The 16,791-nt window shown below is 68.5% G+C and carries 17 protein-coding genes and 1 pseudogene; 9 read left to right on the forward strand and 9 right to left on the reverse strand.

From position 1 onward, the window contains the following. Positions 1–88 precede the first annotated feature (88 nt). Positions 89–910 carry an IclR family transcriptional regulator gene (locus tag QZM35_RS24825; RefSeq protein WP_089428896.1) on the forward strand — a complete coding sequence of 274 codons (822 nt, stop codon included), beginning with the start codon at positions 89–91 and terminating at the stop codon, positions 908–910. A 141-nt stretch (positions 911–1,051) separates the two neighbouring features. Beyond that, positions 1,052–1,690, forward strand: a complete 639-nt coding sequence (locus tag QZM35_RS24830) for a 2-hydroxychromene-2-carboxylate isomerase (protein WP_089428895.1) — start codon at positions 1,052–1,054, stop codon at positions 1,688–1,690. 53 nt (positions 1,691–1,743) lie between these two features. On the opposite strand, the gene QZM35_RS24835 is transcribed toward QZM35_RS24830, so the two are convergent. Next, positions 1,744–2,727 carry a LysR family transcriptional regulator gene (locus QZM35_RS24835; protein ID WP_089428894.1) on the reverse strand — a complete coding sequence of 328 codons (984 nt, stop codon included), beginning with the start codon at positions 2,725–2,727 and terminating at the stop codon, positions 1,744–1,746. Positions 2,728–2,828: 101 nt separating this feature from the next. Here QZM35_RS24835 and QZM35_RS24840 point away from each other — a divergent pair, with 101 nt between their 5' ends. Both QZM35_RS24840 and QZM35_RS24845 read left to right on the forward strand, forming a co-directional pair. Next, positions 2,829–4,061 (forward strand): MFS transporter, encoded by a 1,233-nt coding sequence (locus tag QZM35_RS24840; RefSeq protein ID WP_089429218.1) that lies wholly within the window; start codon positions 2,829–2,831, stop codon positions 4,059–4,061. A 429-nt stretch (positions 4,062–4,490) separates the two neighbouring features. Then, the gene (locus tag QZM35_RS24845; protein WP_089428893.1) at positions 4,491–5,183 is read left to right on the forward strand and encodes a phosphatase PAP2 family protein; all 693 of its coding nucleotides are present in this window, start codon (positions 4,491–4,493) and stop codon (positions 5,181–5,183) included. A gap of 100 nt (positions 5,184–5,283) precedes the next feature. Here the strand turns inward: QZM35_RS24845 and QZM35_RS24850 are convergent. The 3 genes and pseudogenes from QZM35_RS24850 to QZM35_RS24860 form a co-directional block, all read right to left on the reverse strand. Next, a pseudogene (locus QZM35_RS24850) lies at positions 5,284–5,941 on the reverse strand (glutathione S-transferase family protein). A 126-nt stretch (positions 5,942–6,067) separates the two neighbouring features. Continuing rightward, the gene (locus tag QZM35_RS24855) at positions 6,068–7,138 is read right to left on the reverse strand and encodes a rhodanese-like domain-containing protein (protein ID WP_089428891.1); all 1,071 of its coding nucleotides are present in this window, start codon (positions 7,136–7,138) and stop codon (positions 6,068–6,070) included. Positions 7,139–7,277: 139 nt separating this feature from the next. Further along, positions 7,278–7,931 (reverse strand): peroxiredoxin, encoded by a 654-nt coding sequence (locus tag QZM35_RS24860; protein WP_089428890.1) that lies wholly within the window; start codon positions 7,929–7,931, stop codon positions 7,278–7,280. Positions 7,932–8,224: 293 nt separating this feature from the next. Between QZM35_RS24860 and QZM35_RS24865 the strand changes: the two genes are divergently transcribed. Both QZM35_RS24865 and QZM35_RS24870 read left to right on the forward strand, forming a co-directional pair. Continuing rightward, positions 8,225–9,130: an HTH-type transcriptional regulator ArgP gene (locus tag QZM35_RS24865; protein WP_089428889.1), complete on the forward strand. Its 906-nt coding sequence runs from the start codon at positions 8,225–8,227 to the stop codon at positions 9,128–9,130. Positions 9,131–9,280: 150 nt separating this feature from the next. Further along, the gene (locus QZM35_RS24870) at positions 9,281–9,493 is read left to right on the forward strand and encodes a DUF1059 domain-containing protein (RefSeq protein WP_089428888.1); all 213 of its coding nucleotides are present in this window, start codon (positions 9,281–9,283) and stop codon (positions 9,491–9,493) included. A 114-nt stretch (positions 9,494–9,607) separates the two neighbouring features. Here QZM35_RS24870 and ltaE read toward each other — a convergent pair whose 3' ends face one another. Further along, a complete protein-coding gene (ltaE, locus tag QZM35_RS24875; RefSeq protein ID WP_089428887.1) occupies positions 9,608–10,621 on the reverse strand; it encodes a low-specificity L-threonine aldolase in 1,014 nt (337 codons plus the stop codon). Between the two features lie 503 nt (positions 10,622–11,124). Between ltaE and QZM35_RS24880 the strand changes: the two genes are divergently transcribed. The 3 genes from QZM35_RS24880 to QZM35_RS24890 are packed head-to-tail and all read left to right on the forward strand — an operon-like array spanning position 11,125 to position 13,726. Continuing rightward, a complete protein-coding gene (locus QZM35_RS24880) occupies positions 11,125–12,537 on the forward strand; it encodes a cytochrome ubiquinol oxidase subunit I (protein WP_089428886.1) in 1,413 nt (470 codons plus the stop codon). A gap of 30 nt (positions 12,538–12,567) precedes the next feature. Beyond that, the gene (cydB, locus tag QZM35_RS24885; RefSeq protein ID WP_039364378.1) at positions 12,568–13,575 is read left to right on the forward strand and encodes a cytochrome d ubiquinol oxidase subunit II; all 1,008 of its coding nucleotides are present in this window, start codon (positions 12,568–12,570) and stop codon (positions 13,573–13,575) included. Continuing rightward, entirely contained in the window at positions 13,547–13,726 is a 180-nt protein-coding gene (locus QZM35_RS24890; RefSeq protein WP_089428885.1) for a hypothetical protein, read from the forward strand. Before cydB ends, QZM35_RS24890 begins: the two co-directional genes overlap by 29 nt. 279 nt (positions 13,727–14,005) lie before the next feature. Here QZM35_RS24890 and QZM35_RS24895 read toward each other — a convergent pair whose 3' ends face one another. From QZM35_RS24895 to QZM35_RS24910, 4 genes are all read right to left on the reverse strand, one after another. Continuing rightward, complete coding sequence (locus QZM35_RS24895) at positions 14,006–14,200, reverse strand: YqaE/Pmp3 family membrane protein (protein ID WP_060317401.1); 195 nt, start codon at positions 14,198–14,200, stop codon at positions 14,006–14,008. A 130-nt stretch (positions 14,201–14,330) separates the two neighbouring features. Further along, on the reverse strand, positions 14,331–14,864 hold the full coding sequence (locus tag QZM35_RS24900; RefSeq protein ID WP_089428884.1) for a TIGR00725 family protein: 534 nt from the start codon (positions 14,862–14,864) through the stop codon (positions 14,331–14,333). Then, entirely contained in the window at positions 14,857–15,690 is an 834-nt protein-coding gene (locus QZM35_RS24905; RefSeq protein WP_089428883.1) for an ABC transporter permease, read from the reverse strand. The genes QZM35_RS24900 and QZM35_RS24905 overlap by 8 nt, the downstream gene beginning before the upstream one ends. 10 nt (positions 15,691–15,700) lie before the next feature. Then, positions 15,701–16,789 (reverse strand): extracellular solute-binding protein, encoded by a 1,089-nt coding sequence (locus tag QZM35_RS24910; protein WP_089433453.1) that lies wholly within the window; start codon positions 16,787–16,789, stop codon positions 15,701–15,703. Positions 16,790–16,791 lie beyond the last annotated feature (2 nt).

The following is a 16,791-nucleotide window of genomic DNA, read 5'->3' on the forward strand; positions in this document are numbered from 1 at the left end:
ATACCCGTGAAATTGCGATTTTTTGGAACTTGAGTTCTGTCAGACAGAACGATATAGTCGATCGATCATCCTCAGAAGGAAGCACGCAGTGCCCAAGACTCAAACCGATCACGCCGGCAGCGAGCCCGATTCGTCGGCCGAAGAAGCGTCCAGCGGCGTCGCCGTGCTCGATCGCGCGTTCGCGATCCTCCGTGCGTTCGGGCAGACCGACGACCGGCTGTCGCTCGCGGAGCTGTCGCGTCGCACCGGGCTGTACAAGAGCACGATCCTGCGCCTGCTCACGGCGCTCGAACATGGCGGCTTCATGCGCAAGCTCGACGACGGCCAGTACGCGATCGGACACGAGCCGCTGCGGCTCGCCGCGCTGTATCAGCGTTCGTTCCGGGTCGGCCCGGTGGTCGAGCCGCTGCTCGAGACGCTGAGCCGCGAACTCGGCGAAACGGCGTCGTTCTACGTGCGCCAGGGCGACATGCGCTCGGTGCTGTACCGGGTCGAGCCCGCCCGTGCGGTGCGCGTGTCGATTCGGGTCGGCGAGGAGTTTCCGGTGCGCCAGGGTGCGTCCGGGAAGGTGCTGCTGGCGTTCACCGACATGCAGGATGCGCAATGGCACGACGTGCGCGAACAGCTGTGGGCCGCGTCGTACGGCGAGCGCGACCCGGAGACGGCGTCGGCATCCGTGCCCGTGTTCGGCGCCGCCGGCGAGTGCGTCGGCGCGCTGACCGTATCGGGCCCGAAATCGCGGCTCGCCGACGCACCGGCCATGGCGGCGGCGCTCGCGATGCTGTTGCCGTTCGCGCAGAAGGCGACCGTCGCGCTCGGCGGCTCAGGTGCACGCTACGACGCAGCGGCCGTGCGCGACAGCCTCGCGCGGCTCGCATCGCCAGCGGACCACGGCGACGCGGCGTCGTAACCGGCGGCGGCGCGCGCCTGGCCACGCAACAGCGCAAAAGGCGGCCGCGTGCGACACTGGCCGCCGATGCATGCATCGCGCGCCGCCTGCGGGCATGCCGCGCGAGCCACCGCCAACCGGACACGCTTGAGGGTCGCCACCATGAACACCGCGCGCACCGCTACCTGGTATTTCGATTTCGTTTCGCCGTTCGCCTATCTGCAGCAGGAACAATTCGACCGGTTGCCGGCCGCCGCCGCGTTCGAGCCGAAGCCCATCGTGCTCGGCGCACTGCTCGCCCACTGGGGCCAGAAAGCGCCGGCCGAGATCGCGGCGAAACGCGTCTTCACCTATCGCCACGCGCAATATCGCGCGGACAAGCTCGGCATTGCGTTCCGGATGCCGCCCGCGCACCCGTTCAATCCGATCAAGCCGCTGCGCCTCGCGATCGCGATGGGCAATTCTCCCGACGCGATCCGGCGGATCTTCCGGCATATCTGGCGCGACGGCCAGGACGTGTCGACGCCGGAGGGCTTCGCCGCGCTGTGCGAAGCGGTCGATTTTCCGGAAGGCGTGACGGCCGTCGACGCCCAGCCGGTGAAGGACGCACTGCGCGCAAACACCGACGACGCGATCGCGCACGGCGTATTCGGCGTGCCGACCTTCGCACTCGACGGCGACCTGTTCTGGGGCGAGGATGCGACCGACATGTTCGCCGACTGCGCGACGTCGCGCGCGTGGCTCGATTCGCCCGAGGTGCGCCGCATCAGCGCGCTGCCCGAAGGGATCCGGCGCGGCTGAAGCCGCTGCGGCCGCCCGCCGCCCTCCGCTTGCGGCACATCCCGCGTCGGAGGTCAGCTGTCGCGCCCTTCGACGAGCCCCGGCACGGCCTCGCGCATCATCGCGGCGAACCGCACGAGCCGCGACGGATAGAACTGCGCATGCGGGTAGGTCAGGTAGACGGGCAGCGGCGCGGCCTGCCACTCCGGCGCGAGGTGCACGAGCTCGCCGCGCGCGAGGTGATCGGCCAGCATCCATGACGAGCCGACGCACGCCCCCACCCCCAGCAGCGCCGCACTGCGCAGCGCGTACAGGTTCGCGGTCGTGATGCGCGGGCGCATCGCAATGCGTCGCGTCTCGCCCGTGACCGAATGCGTGAGCGCCAGCTCCGTGCGGTAGTACGTGCGCAGCGCGAGCCACGGCAACTCGGCGAGCGCATCGGGGTCGGCCGGCACGTCGGCGCCGTTCAGCACGGACGGCGCGGCGACCACGAAGCGCGGCACCTTCGACAGCCGGATCGCGACCACGGCCGGATCGGTCGGCTCGCCCACCTGGATCGCGCAATCGATGCCGCTGCCGACGAAATCCCGCACCTCGTCCTGCAGCAGCCACTCGACCGACACGCGCGGATAGTCGCGCAGGAACCGCGCGAGCGGCTCGACGAAGCGCTCCTGGCCGAACGCGTGCGGCACCGCGACCCGCAACAGCCCGTCCGGCTCCTCTTGCGCACCGCGCAGATCGGCCTCGAACGCCGCCCAGTTCGCCAGCAGTTCCTTCGCGCGCTTGAAGCAGCGCTCGCCGTCGACGGTCAGCCGCATCGTGTGCGTGGTCCGCTGCAGCAGCCGCATGCCGAGCGAGCGCTCGAGCGCCTGCAGCCGCCGGCTGATGGTCGGCTGCGTCGTATGCAGTTGCGCGGCCGCGGCCGACAGGCTGCCGGCTTCGACTATGCGCACGAAGGTTTCCATCAGCTCGAAACGATAGCCGGCGCCGTCCACCGGCACCGCCTGAATGCGCGGAGACCCGCCAGCAGCGGGAGAGAAGGGGGATTTTTCGGTCATTCGTGGAGCGTATAACAAATCTGCGCAGGGCGGCACTACCGTGGCCGGCCGCATGCCGCCACACTCGCGTCCATTCCTTCATCGCAACCAGGATGCACGCCATGTCCACCCCGTCCCGTCTCGATGCCGCGCCCCGCGCCGCTCACGCCCCGGCCCAGCCGGCCGCCCATTCGATGCCCGATCGCCGGCTCGTGCTGCTGCTCGCGGCCGCCGCCGGCCTCGCGGTCGCGCCGCTCTACTACGCGCAGCCGATGCTCGGCGCGCTCGGGCCCGATCTCGGCGCGTCGGCACGCGCGATCGGCTTCGTGCCGACGCTCACGCAGCTCGGCTATGCGCTCGGCATCCTGCTGCTCGCGCCGCTCGGCGACCGTTTCGACCGCCGCCGCGTGATCGTGACCAAGGCCGCGACGCTGGTCGTCGCGCTGCTGCTCGCCGCCATCGCGCCGTCGCTCGGGCTGCTGCTCGCGGCGAGCTTCGCGATCGGCCTCGCGGCGACGATGGCGCAGGACGTCGTGCCGGCCGCCGCGACGCTCGCGCACGACACGCATCGCGGCCGCATCGTCGGCACGGTGATGACGGGGCTGCTGCTCGGCATCCTGCTGTCGCGGGTCGTGGCCGGATTCGTCGCCGAAACGGCCGGCTGGCGCGCGATGTTCGCGCTTGCGGCCGTCAGCGTCGCCGTGATCGGCGTCGTGGCCGCGCGCGGGCTGCCGCACTTCGAGCCGACCACGCGCCTGCCGTATCGCGCACTGATCGGGTCGCTCGGCCAGTTGTGGCGCCAGCATCCGGCGCTGCGCCGCGCCGCGCTCGCGCAGGGGCTGCTGGCCATCGGGTTCAGCGCGTTCTGGTCGACGCTCGCGGTGATGCTGCACGGCGCGCCGTTCCACCTCGGCAGCGCGGCCGCGGGCGCGTTCGGGCTCGCAGGTGCGGCCGGTGCGCTGGCCGCGCCGATTGCCGGGCGCCTGGCCGACCATCACGGCCCCGAGCGCGTCACGCGCATCGGCATCGGCATCGCGACGGTGTCGTTCGCGTCGATGGCCGCCGCACCGTTGATGTCGGCGCATGCCCAGCTCGTGCTGCTCGCGGTCGCGACGATCGGCTTCGATCTCGGCGTGCAGGCCACGCTGATCGCGCACCAGGCAATCGTCTACCGGATCGACCCCGCGTCGCGCAGCCGCCTCAACGCGGTGCTGTTCGTCGGCATGTTCATCGGGATGGCAGCCGGCGCCGCGATCGGCAGTTTGTTGCTCGCGCAACTGGGCTGGAATGCGGTGACCGGGCTGGCCGTCGTGACGTCACTCGCCGCGCTCGCCGTGCGGATCTGGCGCCACTGAAATTCCGCATCGCACGCACAACGCGGGCAGGCCCACAGGGCTTGTCCGCCTTTTCTTTTATTTTCGATCGGCGCACGCATGACGCTGCGCAGTCCAGCCGATTCGTGCGCATTCGGCACGAAAAGCCCCCATGCGGCGCAAGGTCCGCACCCGCTCGAACGAATGTCCAGTTCAACCGATTATTTTTCCGATGGCCGTGTGCATCAATGCGAAAACGTCGGACGATTCGATGCGCCCCGCCACGTGGCGCCCGCCCATCCGGCCCCACCGCACAGCCCCGTTTTATCAGGGGATTCCCGGTATTTTTTCGCATTTTCTTCGAAATATCGGGTGACATACTTGCCCCCCGTTGCGCTCCGGTACGAGCGCGCTTTTCGATCCTGCCGGCCGCATGTCATGCGCTGAGCGTCCGCCCGGGTCGCACAGAACATGAACGATTTCGACACCACGATCCAGACCTTCCTCACCCACATCACGTTCGGCCCGCTGATGAATCACGCGATCCGCGTGATCGCGGGCCTGTACACGTTCAAGGGCTTCGTGCTCATTCCCGTGCTGTGCTGGCTGTGGTTCCAGCCCGGCCCGAACCGCGAGCGGCAGCGCGAGCTGGTCGTCGCGACGATCGCGAGCGGGCTCATCGCGCTCGCGTTCGGCCGGCTGCTCGCGCAGGTGTTGCCGTTCCGCGTGCGGCCGATCTACAACGCCGACCTGCACCTGCACTTTCCGTCGGCGGGACTCCGCGCGGCCACGCTGCAGGCATGGAGTTCGTTTCCGAGCGATCACGCGATGCTGTGGATGGCGATCGCCACCGGCATCTTCATCATCGCGCGCCGCGTCGGCGTATTGGCACTGGTGTATGCGGTCGTGTTCATCTGCGTGCCGCGCGCGTATCTCGGCTTTCACTATCCGACCGACCTGATCGCGGGCGCCGCGATCGGCATCGCGCTCGCGTGGCTGCTGACGCGCGATGCAATCCGCTCGCGCTTCGCGCCGCAGGTGCTCGCGATGATCAAGCGCTTCCCCGCGCCGGCCTACACGCTCGCGTTCCTGCTGTGCTTCGAGCTGATCACGCAGTTCGACGAACTGCTGACGCTCGCGCAGTCAGCCACCCACACGATGTGACGGAGAGACGCCGCGATGCTGCCGCTGCTTACGTTCCGCCGCCCCGGCACGCGCTGCCGGCCATGCGCAGTGGCGGCGCGCCGCGCATCGCCCGCGCCGATCAGTCGCGATCAGGCGCACCCAGCGGAAAGAACGGGCGAAACGGCCGCGCCTCGTCGACCGCGCGCGCGAACGACGGCCGCGCCAGCAGACGCCGGCGATACGCCAGCACGTTCGCGAACGACGGATCGATCCGATGCGTCCAGTCCGCGTAGAACAGGAACGGCGCCGCGCCGCAGTCGGCGAGGCTGAAGCGGTCGCCGGCCGCCCATTCGCGATCGGCCATCTTCTTGTCCAGCCACGCGTACGACGTCTCCAGCATCGCGCGCGCATCGGCCACCCCGCGCGTCGCGCTCGGCCTCCGGCCGCAGCGCGTCGAACACGACCTTCTGCTGCGGCGTCGACACGTAGTTGTCGAAGAAGCGATCCATCGTCCGCACCTCGAGCGCCGCGTGCGGATCGTCGGGCAGCAGGCGCACGGGGCCAGGATGGTTCAGGCCGAGATACTCGATGATGATCGACGCCTCGATCACCGTGCGGCCGGCATCGACGAGCACCGGAAAGCGCTTCAGCGGCCACAGCGCGGCCAGCTCCTGCATCGGCTTCGGATCGTCGTGCGCGAGCACGCGATACGCGAACGGCGTGCCGTTCTCGTACAGCGCGGTCAGCACCTTCTGGCAGTAGGACGAAAAGGGATGGGCGTAGAGCGTCGGCATCATCGTGCGGTCTCTCAGGGTTTCGGCGCCGCGTGATGCGGCGCCACATGATCGGATACCTTGACGACGAACGGCACGCGCCCGTTTCGACAGCGAGTCGGCATTTATTTTGTCGTGCGACTCGGGGCGTTACGACCGGCCGTCCATCACGACGCGCCCTTCGGCACGCCAGCGCAGCATCCCGCCACCGAGATTCGCCACCGTGTCGAAGCCGGCCTTCAGCAGAATGACGGTCGCCTGCGCGGATCGCCCCCCGGCGCGGCACACGGTCACGACCGGCCGGTCGCGCGCGATCTCGCCGGCGCGCGCGGCCAGTTCGCCGAGCGGAATCGGCGTCGCGCCGGGCAGGTGGCCGAGCGGGCCGGTGAATTCGTCCGGCTCGCGCACGTCGACGACCTGCACCGCCGGCAGATGATCCTCGAGCCATTGCGGATCGATTTCCCAGAAGCCGGCGAACGTATAGACGAGCGGCGCCCAGTCGGGCGCGGCCTGTACATCGGGCGCGTTCGCGGCGACGCCGCATTGCAGGTTCGCCGGCACCGCGACGTCGATCTGGCGCGGATGCGCGAGCCCGAGGTTGCGCATGTAGCCCGCGAAATCGTCTTCGCTCAGGTCGCCGCCGAGACGCGGGTTGAAGCGCCGCTCCTCGCCGACGCTCGTCACCGTGAGCCCGCGATAGTCGTGCGCCGGATACAGCAGGCACGCGGCCGGCAGCGTGAAGAGCCGGCCGTGCACCGCGCGATACAGCGCGCGCGGGTCGCCCTGCTGGAAGTCGGTGCGGCCCGTGCCGCGGATCAGCAGGCAATCGCCGGTGAACGCCATCGATTCGTCGTCGAGCACGAGGCTGATGCAGCCGCTCGTGTGGCCGGGCGTCGCGCGCACGGTCAGGTAGCGCGCGCCGAACGCGCAGCGGTCGCCGTCGTTCAGGTAGCGGTCGGCGCCCTGCGCGCCGCTCGCGGCCGATATCGCGATCGTGCTGCCCGTGCGCTGCTTCAGCAGCCACGCGCCCGTCACATGATCGGCATGCACGTGCGTGTCGACGGTCGCGACGAGCCGCAGCCCGAGCTCGTCGAGCAGCGCCGCGTCGCGGCGCACCTGCTCGAACACGGGATCGATCAGCACCGCTTCGCGCGACGCGCTGTCGGCAAGCAGGTACGTGTACGTTGACGATTGCGGGTCGAAGAGTTGCCGGAAGATCATCGCGAAGTCGCTCCGTCGCTGGTTGACGCTTGTTTTATGCGTACGTGACGCTGTCGTCCGGCCCGCGCCGCGACTGTCGCTGTCGCGCGGGCCGCCCCGTCGTGGTCCGGCATCGCCGGCATCCGGCCGGCACGGTGCGTCAACGCGGCTGCGTCACGTAGCGCAGGTACGGCTTCAGCGTCCGGAAGCCATCCGGATACTTCTGCTTCGCCGCATCGTCCGATACCGACGTCGGAATGATGACATCGTCGCCGGGCTTCCAGTTCACCGGTGTTGCCACCGTATGCTTTGCGTTGAGCTGCAGCGCGTCGAGCAGGCGCAGCACCTCGTCGAAGTTGCGCCCCGCGCTCATCGGATAGACGAGCATCGCCTTGACCTTCTTGTCCGGCCCGATGATGAAGACCGAGCGCACCGTCGCGTTGTCGACCGCCGTGCGCGGGCCGCCGCTCGCATTCGGATGAATCATGTCGTACAGCTTCGCGACCTTCAGCTCGTCATCGCCGATCAGCGGATAGTTGACTGCATGCCCCTGCGTTTCGGCGATATCCGCCACCCACTTCCGGTGATCGCTGACCGGATCGATCGACAGCCCGATGATCTTCGTGTTGCGCTTGTCGAATTCCGGCTTGAGTCCGGCCATGTAGCCGAGTTCGGTCGTGCACACCGGCGTGAAATCCTTCGGATGGGAAAACAGGATCGCCCAATGGTCGCCGATCCATTCATGAAAGCGGATCGTTCCCTCAGTGGTCTCCGCGGTGAAATCGGGCGCGTCCTCGCCTAGTCGAATCGACATGTTCGTCTCCGTGAAAGGGGAATCGTCACGACGCCCGCGCCGCGGCTTGCGCGCGACGCGCGATCGTCCGCGCGCGAAGGGCCGGCATGGCACATGCCGGGGTCCGCGCGTTCATATAGCCTAGTTCAAAATGCGCGCGCCACCGGTATCGAGCACGCGGCGTGCTTGCGTATCGTGGCCGATTCCGACGATGAATGCGGGGCTGCAGAACCTCGCGCCGCACCCGGCCGCCGATACGCACTGACTTACACTACCGGCTGTTCTCGTCTTACGTTCACAGGAATCCCACCGACATGTCGATGACGATCGATCCGAAGCAGGCCGCCGCGCTGCTGGCCGTCGCCGACACGGGCAGCTTCGAGCAGGCCGCCGTGCGCCTGCACGTGACCGCGTCCGCCGTCACGCAGCGGGTCCGCGCGCTGGAAGCGAGCCTCGGCACGCCGCTGGTGCTGCGCACGCGGCCGTGCCGCCCGACGGTGGCCGGGCAGCGCGTGCTGCAGCACCTGCGCCGCGTCGCGCTGCTGCAGGCCGACCTGCAGAGCACGCTCGCGACCGAGCGCGAATCGCCGATCTCCGTCACGATCGCGCTCAATTCCGACAGCCTCGGCACGTGGTTTCTGCCGGCGCTGACGTCCGTGCTCGCCGGCGAACGCATCCTGTTCGAGCTGATCGTCGAAGATCAGGACCACACGTTCGCGTTGCTCGAAAGCGGGATGGCGGTGGGCTGCGTGACGACCGAGCCGAAACCGATGCGCGGCTGCCTCGCGACGCCGCTCGGCACGATGCGCTACCGGCTGCTCGCGGCCGCCGCGTTCGCGGTGCGCTGGTTTCCGCGCGGGCTGAACCGCACGAGCGCGCGCAAGGCGCCCGTCGTCGCGTATTCGCGGCGCGATACGCTGCAGTCGTCGTTCCTGAAGGAGAAGTTCGGGTTGCCCGACGGCGCGTACCCGTGCCACTACGTGCCGGGCACCCATTCGCATTTCGCGGCGGTGCGGCACGGGCTCGGCTACGCGATGGTGCCGGAGCCGCTGATCGGCAGCGAACCGCTCGACACGCAGGGGCTCGTCGATCTCGCGCCCGCGCATCCGACCGACGTCACGCTGTACTGGCACGCGTGGACCGTGCAGTCGCCGACGATGGCGTCGTTGTCCGAGCGGGTCGTCGAAGCGGCGCGGCGGCTGCTCGCGCCGCTGCCGTAAGCACCGCCATCGCCACCGTGCGCGGGGTGCGGTATACCTGAAGGCGAGAATCCCCGCCGCGCCGCCTATACTTTTTCCATCGGCCTCGCGAACGCGCCGCGCGGCCGATCACGCCTATCCGGCCGCGCCCTTTCCCGCAAGGAGAACATCATGTCTCGCCGCTACATCGATTGCCGCGAGTTTCCCAGCGCGATGAATTGCTCGGTCGCGATTTCTGCCGACTCCGACAACGAACTGCTGGAAGCCGCCGTGCAGCATGCGGTCCAGGTTCACCAGCACACCGACAGCGCCGAACTGCGCACGCAACTGCAAGCGCTGTTCCACGACGGCACACCGCCCGCCGATGCACCCCGGCAAGCATGATCCGCCGGCTCGCCCGATATCGACAGACGGGTTGCCACGTCGCCCCCGTCGCCTCTCCGCCCCCTGCTTCGCGCCACATCGGGCCGGCGTCCCCGCCGGCCGGCGCATTCCACCTTACGCGCGGCGTTGCGCGAAATACGCACCGACCGCATCGATGAACGTATCGATGTCCGCACGCGACACGTCGCAGTGCGTGACGAAACGCGACGCGTACAGCATCTGCGTGAGGATCCCGCGTTCCTTGAGCCACGCCTCGAGCGGCGCGCAATCGGCTTCGGGGAATTGCGCGAACACCATGTTCGTCGCGTGCGACAGCACCTTCACGGTGTCGATGCGTGCGAGGCCTTCGGCGAGATGCGCGGCATTCGCGTGATCGTCCGCGAGCCGCTCGACATTGTGGTCGAGCGCATACAGGCAGGCGGCCGCGAGAATGCCCGACTGCCGCATCCCGCCGCCGAGCACCTTGCGCCAGCGCTGCGCGCGCTCGATCAGCGCACGGTTGCCGACCAGCACCGAGCCGACCGGTGCGCCGAGCCCTTTCGAGAAGCAGATCGACACGCTGTCGAACGGCGCGGAAAGCTCGGCGATCGAACGCCCCGACGCAACGGCCGCGTTGCACACGCGTGCGCCGTCGAGGTGCAGCGACAACCCGCGGCTGCGCGCGAACGTGGTGGCTTCCTGCACATAGCCTTCCGGCAGCACCTGGCCGCCGATCGTGTTTTCGAGCGCGAGCAGGCGTGTGCGGGCGAAGTGGTTGTCGAGCGGCTTGATCGCCGCGGCGATCTTCGCGAGCGGCAGCGTGCCGTCCGGTGCGTTCTCGATCGGCTGCGGCTGGATGCTGCCGAGCACGGCCGCGCCGCCGCCTTCGTACTTGTAGGTGTGCGCGAGCTGGCCGACGATGTACTCGTCGCCGCGCTCGCAATGGGCCATCAGCGCGGCCAGGTTGCTCTGCGTGCCGCTCGGGAAGAACAGGCCGGCTTCCTTGCCGGCCCGCTCTGCCGTCACCGCCTGCAGGCGCAGCACGGTCGGGTCGTCACCCCATACGTCGTCGCCGGTTTCGGCGGCAGTCATCGCGGCCAGCATTGCCTGGCTCGGACGTGTCACGGTATCGCTGCGTAAATCGATCATCGCTGAGTCCTGGGTAAACGCGGACCGGAACCGATGCGCCCGGCCCTGCCGAAACGAGACTCAGAGTGTACGCAATTCATGCAGCGTGTGCGTATCGAAGGTTGCGCGGCGTTACCCATGTGACAGACCCCAACGGCCGCGGCCCGCCGGCACGACCGCTTGCGTTACGCGATAACGCACTGAAACGGTTCGGCCGCGCGGGCGCCGTGACGCGCGGTGTCACGCGGCGTTTGCGTCCGCGCCGAACCGTTCCGATGACGCGACGCGCCATATTGCCGCACGTGCGTCAGACCGCCACGCCGCGGCCGCGCGCGTCGCAAGCAGCCTTCTTGATACGAATCAACGATTTACCCTGGAAATGCGCGCGACGGGCTGGACATCTGCGACGAGTTGGCGCATTTCGCGGTGCAACATCGCGGCCCATACTCCAGCCAACCCCGACGCCCGTCCGCCGGGGTCCGCCGGCACCCGCCGGCGGGTATCGTCAGCCTCGGTCAACTGGTATGGACACCGCTCTTTCGGCCCTCGATCTGGCCCGCCTGCAATTCGCGTTCACCGTCTCCTTTCACATCGTCTTTCCGGCGCTGAGCATCGGCCTCGCCAGCTTCATCGCCGTGCTCGAATATCGCTGGCTGAAAACCGGCAAGCAGTACTACAAAACCCTCTGCCTGTTCTGGTCGAAGATCTTCGCGGTCGCGTTCGGGATGGGCGTCGTCTCCGGCGTCGTGATGAGCTACCAGTTCGGCACGAACTGGTCGGGCTTCTCGAGCTTCGCCGGCGCCGTCACCGGCCCGCTGCTGATGTACGAGGTCATGACCGCGTTCTTCCTCGAGGCCGGCTTCCTCGGCATCATGCTGTTCGGCTGGAATCGCGTGAGCCCGCGCGCGCACTTCGGCGCGACGCTGATGGTCGCGATCGGCACGCTGATCTCGACGTTCTGGATTCTCGCGTCGAACAGCTGGATGCAGACGCCGCAGGGCTTCGAGATCGTCGACGGCCGCGTCGTGCCGACCGACTGGTTCGCGATCATCTTCAACCCGTCGTTCCCGTACCGCCTGTTCCACATGGCGATCGCCGCATTCATCGTCGCCGCGCTCGTGGTGGCCGCGACCGGCGCGTGGCACCTGCTGAAGGGCCGCCGCGACAAGGGCGTGAAGAAGATGTTCTCGATGGCGCTGTGGCTGCTGCTGGTGCTCGCGCCGCTGCAGGCCGTGATCGGCGACCAGCACGGCATCAACACGCTGAAGCACCAGCCGGCGAAGATCGCCGCGATCGAAGGGCTGTGGGAAACCGAGAAGGGCGGCACGCCGCTCAACCTGTTCGGCATCCCTGACATGCAGGCGGAAACGACCCGCTACGCGGTGAAGGTGCCGCACCTCGGCAGCCTGATCCTCACGCACAGCTGGGACGGCGAGATCCGCGGCCTGAAGGAATTCCCGCCGGAAGACCGCCCGAATTCGACGGTCGTGTTCTGGAGCTTCCGGATCATGGTCGGCCTCGGCTTCGCGATGATCGGCCTCGCCGCGCTCGCGTGGTTCCTGCGCCGCCGCGGCCGCCTGTATGAATCGAAGTGGTTCCAGCGCTTCGCGCTCGTGATGGGCCCGACCGGCTTCGTGTCGCTGCTCGCGGGCTGGGTGACGACCGAAGCAGGCCGCCAGCCGTGGGTCGTGTATGGCGTGATGCGCACCGCGCATGCGGTATCGCCGCTGTCGGTGCAGCAGGTCAGCCTGTCGATGATGACGTTCGTGATCGTGTACTTCCTCGTGTTCGGCACCGGCGTGTACTACATGCTGAAGCTGATGAAGGCCGGCCCCGCGCTGCCCGACGTGAAGCACGACGACACCCCGGACACGCGCCCCGACCACACCGCGCGCCGCCCGATGTCGGCCGTCGACGAGCCGCTCGAGACCGTCTGAGCCCACCCTTTTTCGCATACGAGAAAACCTATGGACGTCACCGTAATCTGGGCCGCGATCATCGCATTGGGGCTCTTCATGTACGTCGTGCTCGACGGCTTCGACCTCGGCATCGGCATCGTCTTCCCGTTCTTCCCGGACGAGAAGGAACGCGACCTGATGATGAACACCGTCGCACCCGTGTGGGACGGCAACGAGACGTGGCTCGTGCTCGGCGGCGCCGGGCTGTTCGCGGTGTTTCCGGTCGTCTATTCGACCGTGCTGTCGGCGCTGTACCTGCCGCTGATCTTCATGCTGGTGTGCCTGATCTTCCGCGGCGTGTCGTTCGAGATCCGCGCGAAGGCGCGGCGCACGAAGCAGCTGTGGGATCTCGCGTTCATCGGCGGCTCGGCCGGCGCGACGTTCTTCCAGGGGATCGCGCTCGGCGCGTTCCTGCAAGGCATCAACGTGAAGGATGGCGTATTCGCGGGCGATGCGTTCGACTGGCTCACGCCGTTCAGCCTGCTGACCGGCCTCGGCCTGATCGTGACCTATGCGCTGCTCGGCTGCTGCTGGCTCGTCGCGAAGACGGAAGGCGACCTGCAGCGGCGCCTGCATCGCGTCGTGTGGCCGCTGACGGTCGTGCTGCTCGGCTTCATCGCGGTCGTCAGCCTGTGGACGCCGCTGCAGGATCCGGCCATCGCGCAGCGCTGGTTCGACTCGGGGCTGTTCTGGCGCCTGCTGCCGGTGCCGTTCCTGGTCGCCGGCTGCGCGGTATGGATGCGCCGCGCGGTGCGCGCCCGGCACGACATGACCCCGTTCGTGCTCGCGCTGGCGCTCGTGCTGCTCGGCTACGTCGGCCTGCTCGTCACGCTGTTCCCGTATGCGATTCCCCAGACGATGACGATCTGGGAAGCCGCGGCGCCGCGTTCGAGCCAGACCTTCACGCTGGTCGGCGCAGCGGTTATCCTCCCGATCATCATCGCCTACACGACGATGGGTTACTGGGTATTCCGAGGCAAGGTGCGCCATGAAGACCAGCATTACTACCACCACTGATTCCGCCGATCGCCAGCCCGCTGCGCCGAAGCCGCGCATGCGCGGCTGGATGTGGTTCGTCGTCCTGTGGGCGGGCGGCGTGATCGGCGCCGTCACGCTCGGCTATGCGTTCAAGATCTTCATGAACCTGACGCTGTTTGCGGTGAAATAAGCCGGTCGACCGACCGGCATTCCTTCCCTCCTGACGCCTCGCGCCTCTGTCGATCGACGGATGCGCCGTTGCCACGACGCCGGGAATCGCTGTCGCGGCGCGCGCCGCACGACGCCGAGCGTCCATTCCGGCATGGCGAAGTTGATCCATGGTGTGGCGTCTGCCTGTTCACCAGGAACAGTGTCATTTCGGCAGAAATCCATACGAATCGCGTCCATGGAGGCCGGCAATCCATGTAGATCCCTGCCGAAACAGCTACTTCGCGCGCTCGACGGCAGCCTACCGCCGCTCGCCCAACGCCGCTTCGATCTTGCGGTCGGTCTTGTACTGGCTCAATGCATACACCGACCAGATCGCGGCGGGCAGCCAGCCGATGATCGTAATTTGCAGGATCAGGCAGATGATCCCGGCGATCGGGCGGCCGATCGTGAAGAACTGGAACCACGGCAACAGCAGGGCAAGCAAAAGGCGCATCGGGAATCCTCCGGGGGCGTCGTTGAAAGTTCAGGCGCAGACAATATGACGGGCCGCGCGCCTCATTTCAAGTTCGAACCGGCATTCGCCCCGCCGGCGCAGCCGGCGATCGGCACGCGCGCCACACGACCTACGCCGAATCAGCCAGCCACCGCGCGACCCGCGCCACGAGCGGATCCGCTTCGTCGAAGCATTCGGCGCCCGCCACGCGCGGCGCGTCGCAAATCGCGAACACCGGCTTGCCCCACTGCAACCCGAGCGCGATCTCGGACAGCGTGCCGAGCCCGCCGCCGACTGCGATCAGGCACAGCGACGCACGCGCGACCAGTGCGTTGCGCGTGATGCCGAGCCCGGTCGGCAGCGCGACGCTCAGGTAGGGATTCGCGAGCGTCGCATCGTCTTCCGGCAGCAGCCCGATCGCGCACCCGCCGGCCGCATGCACGCCGCGCGCGGCCGCCTCCATCACGCCCTGCTTGCCGCCGCCGACGATGGCGACACCCGCCGCCGCGAGCGCATGCGCGATCCGCTGCGCGACCCGCATCTGCTCGTCGGTCGCCTCGCGCGGACCGATCACGCCGACCGGCATGCGGTGCCCCCGCGCGCCGCGCTGCCGCTGCGCGAGTTGCGCCAGCGCGTCGCACGCCGCTTCCGACCACTCATCCATGACGTCGTTGCCGTACAAGGCCTTCCCCCAATGCAAGAACGCAGGTGCAGATCGCCGTCAGCACGATCGACAGCACGGCCGCCTGCGAGAAATCGGTTTGCCCGTCCGACAGCTTCAGATACATCAGCAGCGGCAGGATGTTGATCTGCGTGCCGGCCAGCGCGAGCGCCGTGCCGTAGGTGCCGAGCGCGATCGCCGTGACGAGGCACCACGCGGACGCGACCGACGGCCACAGTTCGCGCCACGCGACGTCGAGCCACGCACGCCACGGCCGCGCGCCGAGCGTCAGTGCCGCCTCGAGCGGCCGCCGGTCGAGATTCGCGAGCGCCGGGTAGATCATCAGCGCGACCCGCGGGATCAGGTAATACGCATACGCGACCGCCAGCCCCGGCATCGTGTAGATCGCGCCGCCGAGCACGGTCGGGTCCGCGCCCAGCGACGCCGCGAGCGTGGTGACGAAGCCGGCACGGCCGAACGCGAGGATGAAGCCGTACGCGATCACGAGCCCGGAGAACGCGAGCGGCACGCCGAGCAGCGCGAGCGTCCAATGGCGGCGGGCGGGCGACTGCCCCGCCAGCGCGAATGCGACCGGCACGCCGACGCCGACCGACAGCGTGCCGGCGCCCACCGCCAGCGCCAGCGATCGTGCGATCGCATCGGCGACGAGCGGATCGCGCAGCACCGCGCCGAACGCGCGGCCGCCGTCCGTGAAGGCCGAGCCGACGAGCGCGGCGAGCGGCAGCGCGAAGCACACCGCCAGCAATACCGCCGCCGGCACCGCGCCGAAGCGGCGCAGCGCGCCGCGTTCCGCCAGGGAGGTCTGCATCGTGTGCCCCTTACTGGCCGAGCGTCGCCTGCGACCAGAGCTGGTCGATCTCGGCCTTGCGTGCGGCCGCCTTCGCCACGTCGAGCGGACGCACCTGCGGCGCCTTCGGCAGCTTCGCCGCGACATCCGGCGCGACCGGCGTGCCGGGCACGGCCGGCCGCACGAAGCCCTGCGCGAACAGCCCCTGCCCGACGTCGCTCATCACCAGGTTGAGCCAGAGCTGCGCGGCGGACGGGTTCGGGCCGTTCTTCACGAGGCTCATCGCATACGGCGCCGATACGCTGCCGTCCTGCGGAATCACCACGTCGGCCGCGTCACCCATGCCGTCGACGTACTTCGCCTTCAGGCCGTCGTTCTCGTAGCCGATCAGGATCGGAATCTCGCCCTTCACGAACTTCGCATAAGGCGTCGTGCCTTCGACACGCAGCACATTGCCCGCGCGCTTCAGCTTGCCGAGGAATTCCGCGCCGGGCTTCGGGTTCTCGACGCTGCCGCCGTTCGCATAGGCTGCCGCGAACACGGCGACCTGCCCTTGCCCGGTCGAACGCGGGTCGAGATAGACGACCGCGTTGCGATACTCCGGCTTCAGCAGGTCGGACCAGCGCTGCGGCACGTTCTTCACGAGCTTGCGGTTGACGAGGAACGCGATGTTCAGCGAGTGCACCGCGAACCAGCGGCCGTCCGCCGAGCGAAACACGTCCGGCAGCTTGTCGAAATTGACCGGCTTGAACGGCGCGACGACATCCTTGCTTTCGGCGTCGAGCGCCGACGCGGCGAAGTAGTACGCGGTATCGGCCTGCGGACGGCGGCGCGACTTGTCGAGCGACACCACGGTCGCGGCCGAGCCGATGTCGTTGTAGGTGATCTCGACCTTCGGATAGCGCTTGCGAAACTCGGCAAACAGCGCCTTCCAGTTCGCCCATTCGGGGCCCGTGTCGAACGACACGACGAGCCCTTCGTCGGCGGCCTTCGCATACAGCGCGTCCTCGCCCGGATACAGCGGCGCGGCGTGCGCCGGCGCGGCGGCCAGCGCCGCGAACGCGCAGAGCGCCAGCACGCCGGCGCGTAGGGTCTTCACAAGAGGGTGGCCTGCAGGCATCG

Source organism: Burkholderia sp. AU45274 (assembly GCF_030482505.1).
Lineage (GTDB): Bacteria > Pseudomonadota > Gammaproteobacteria > Burkholderiales > Burkholderiaceae > Burkholderia.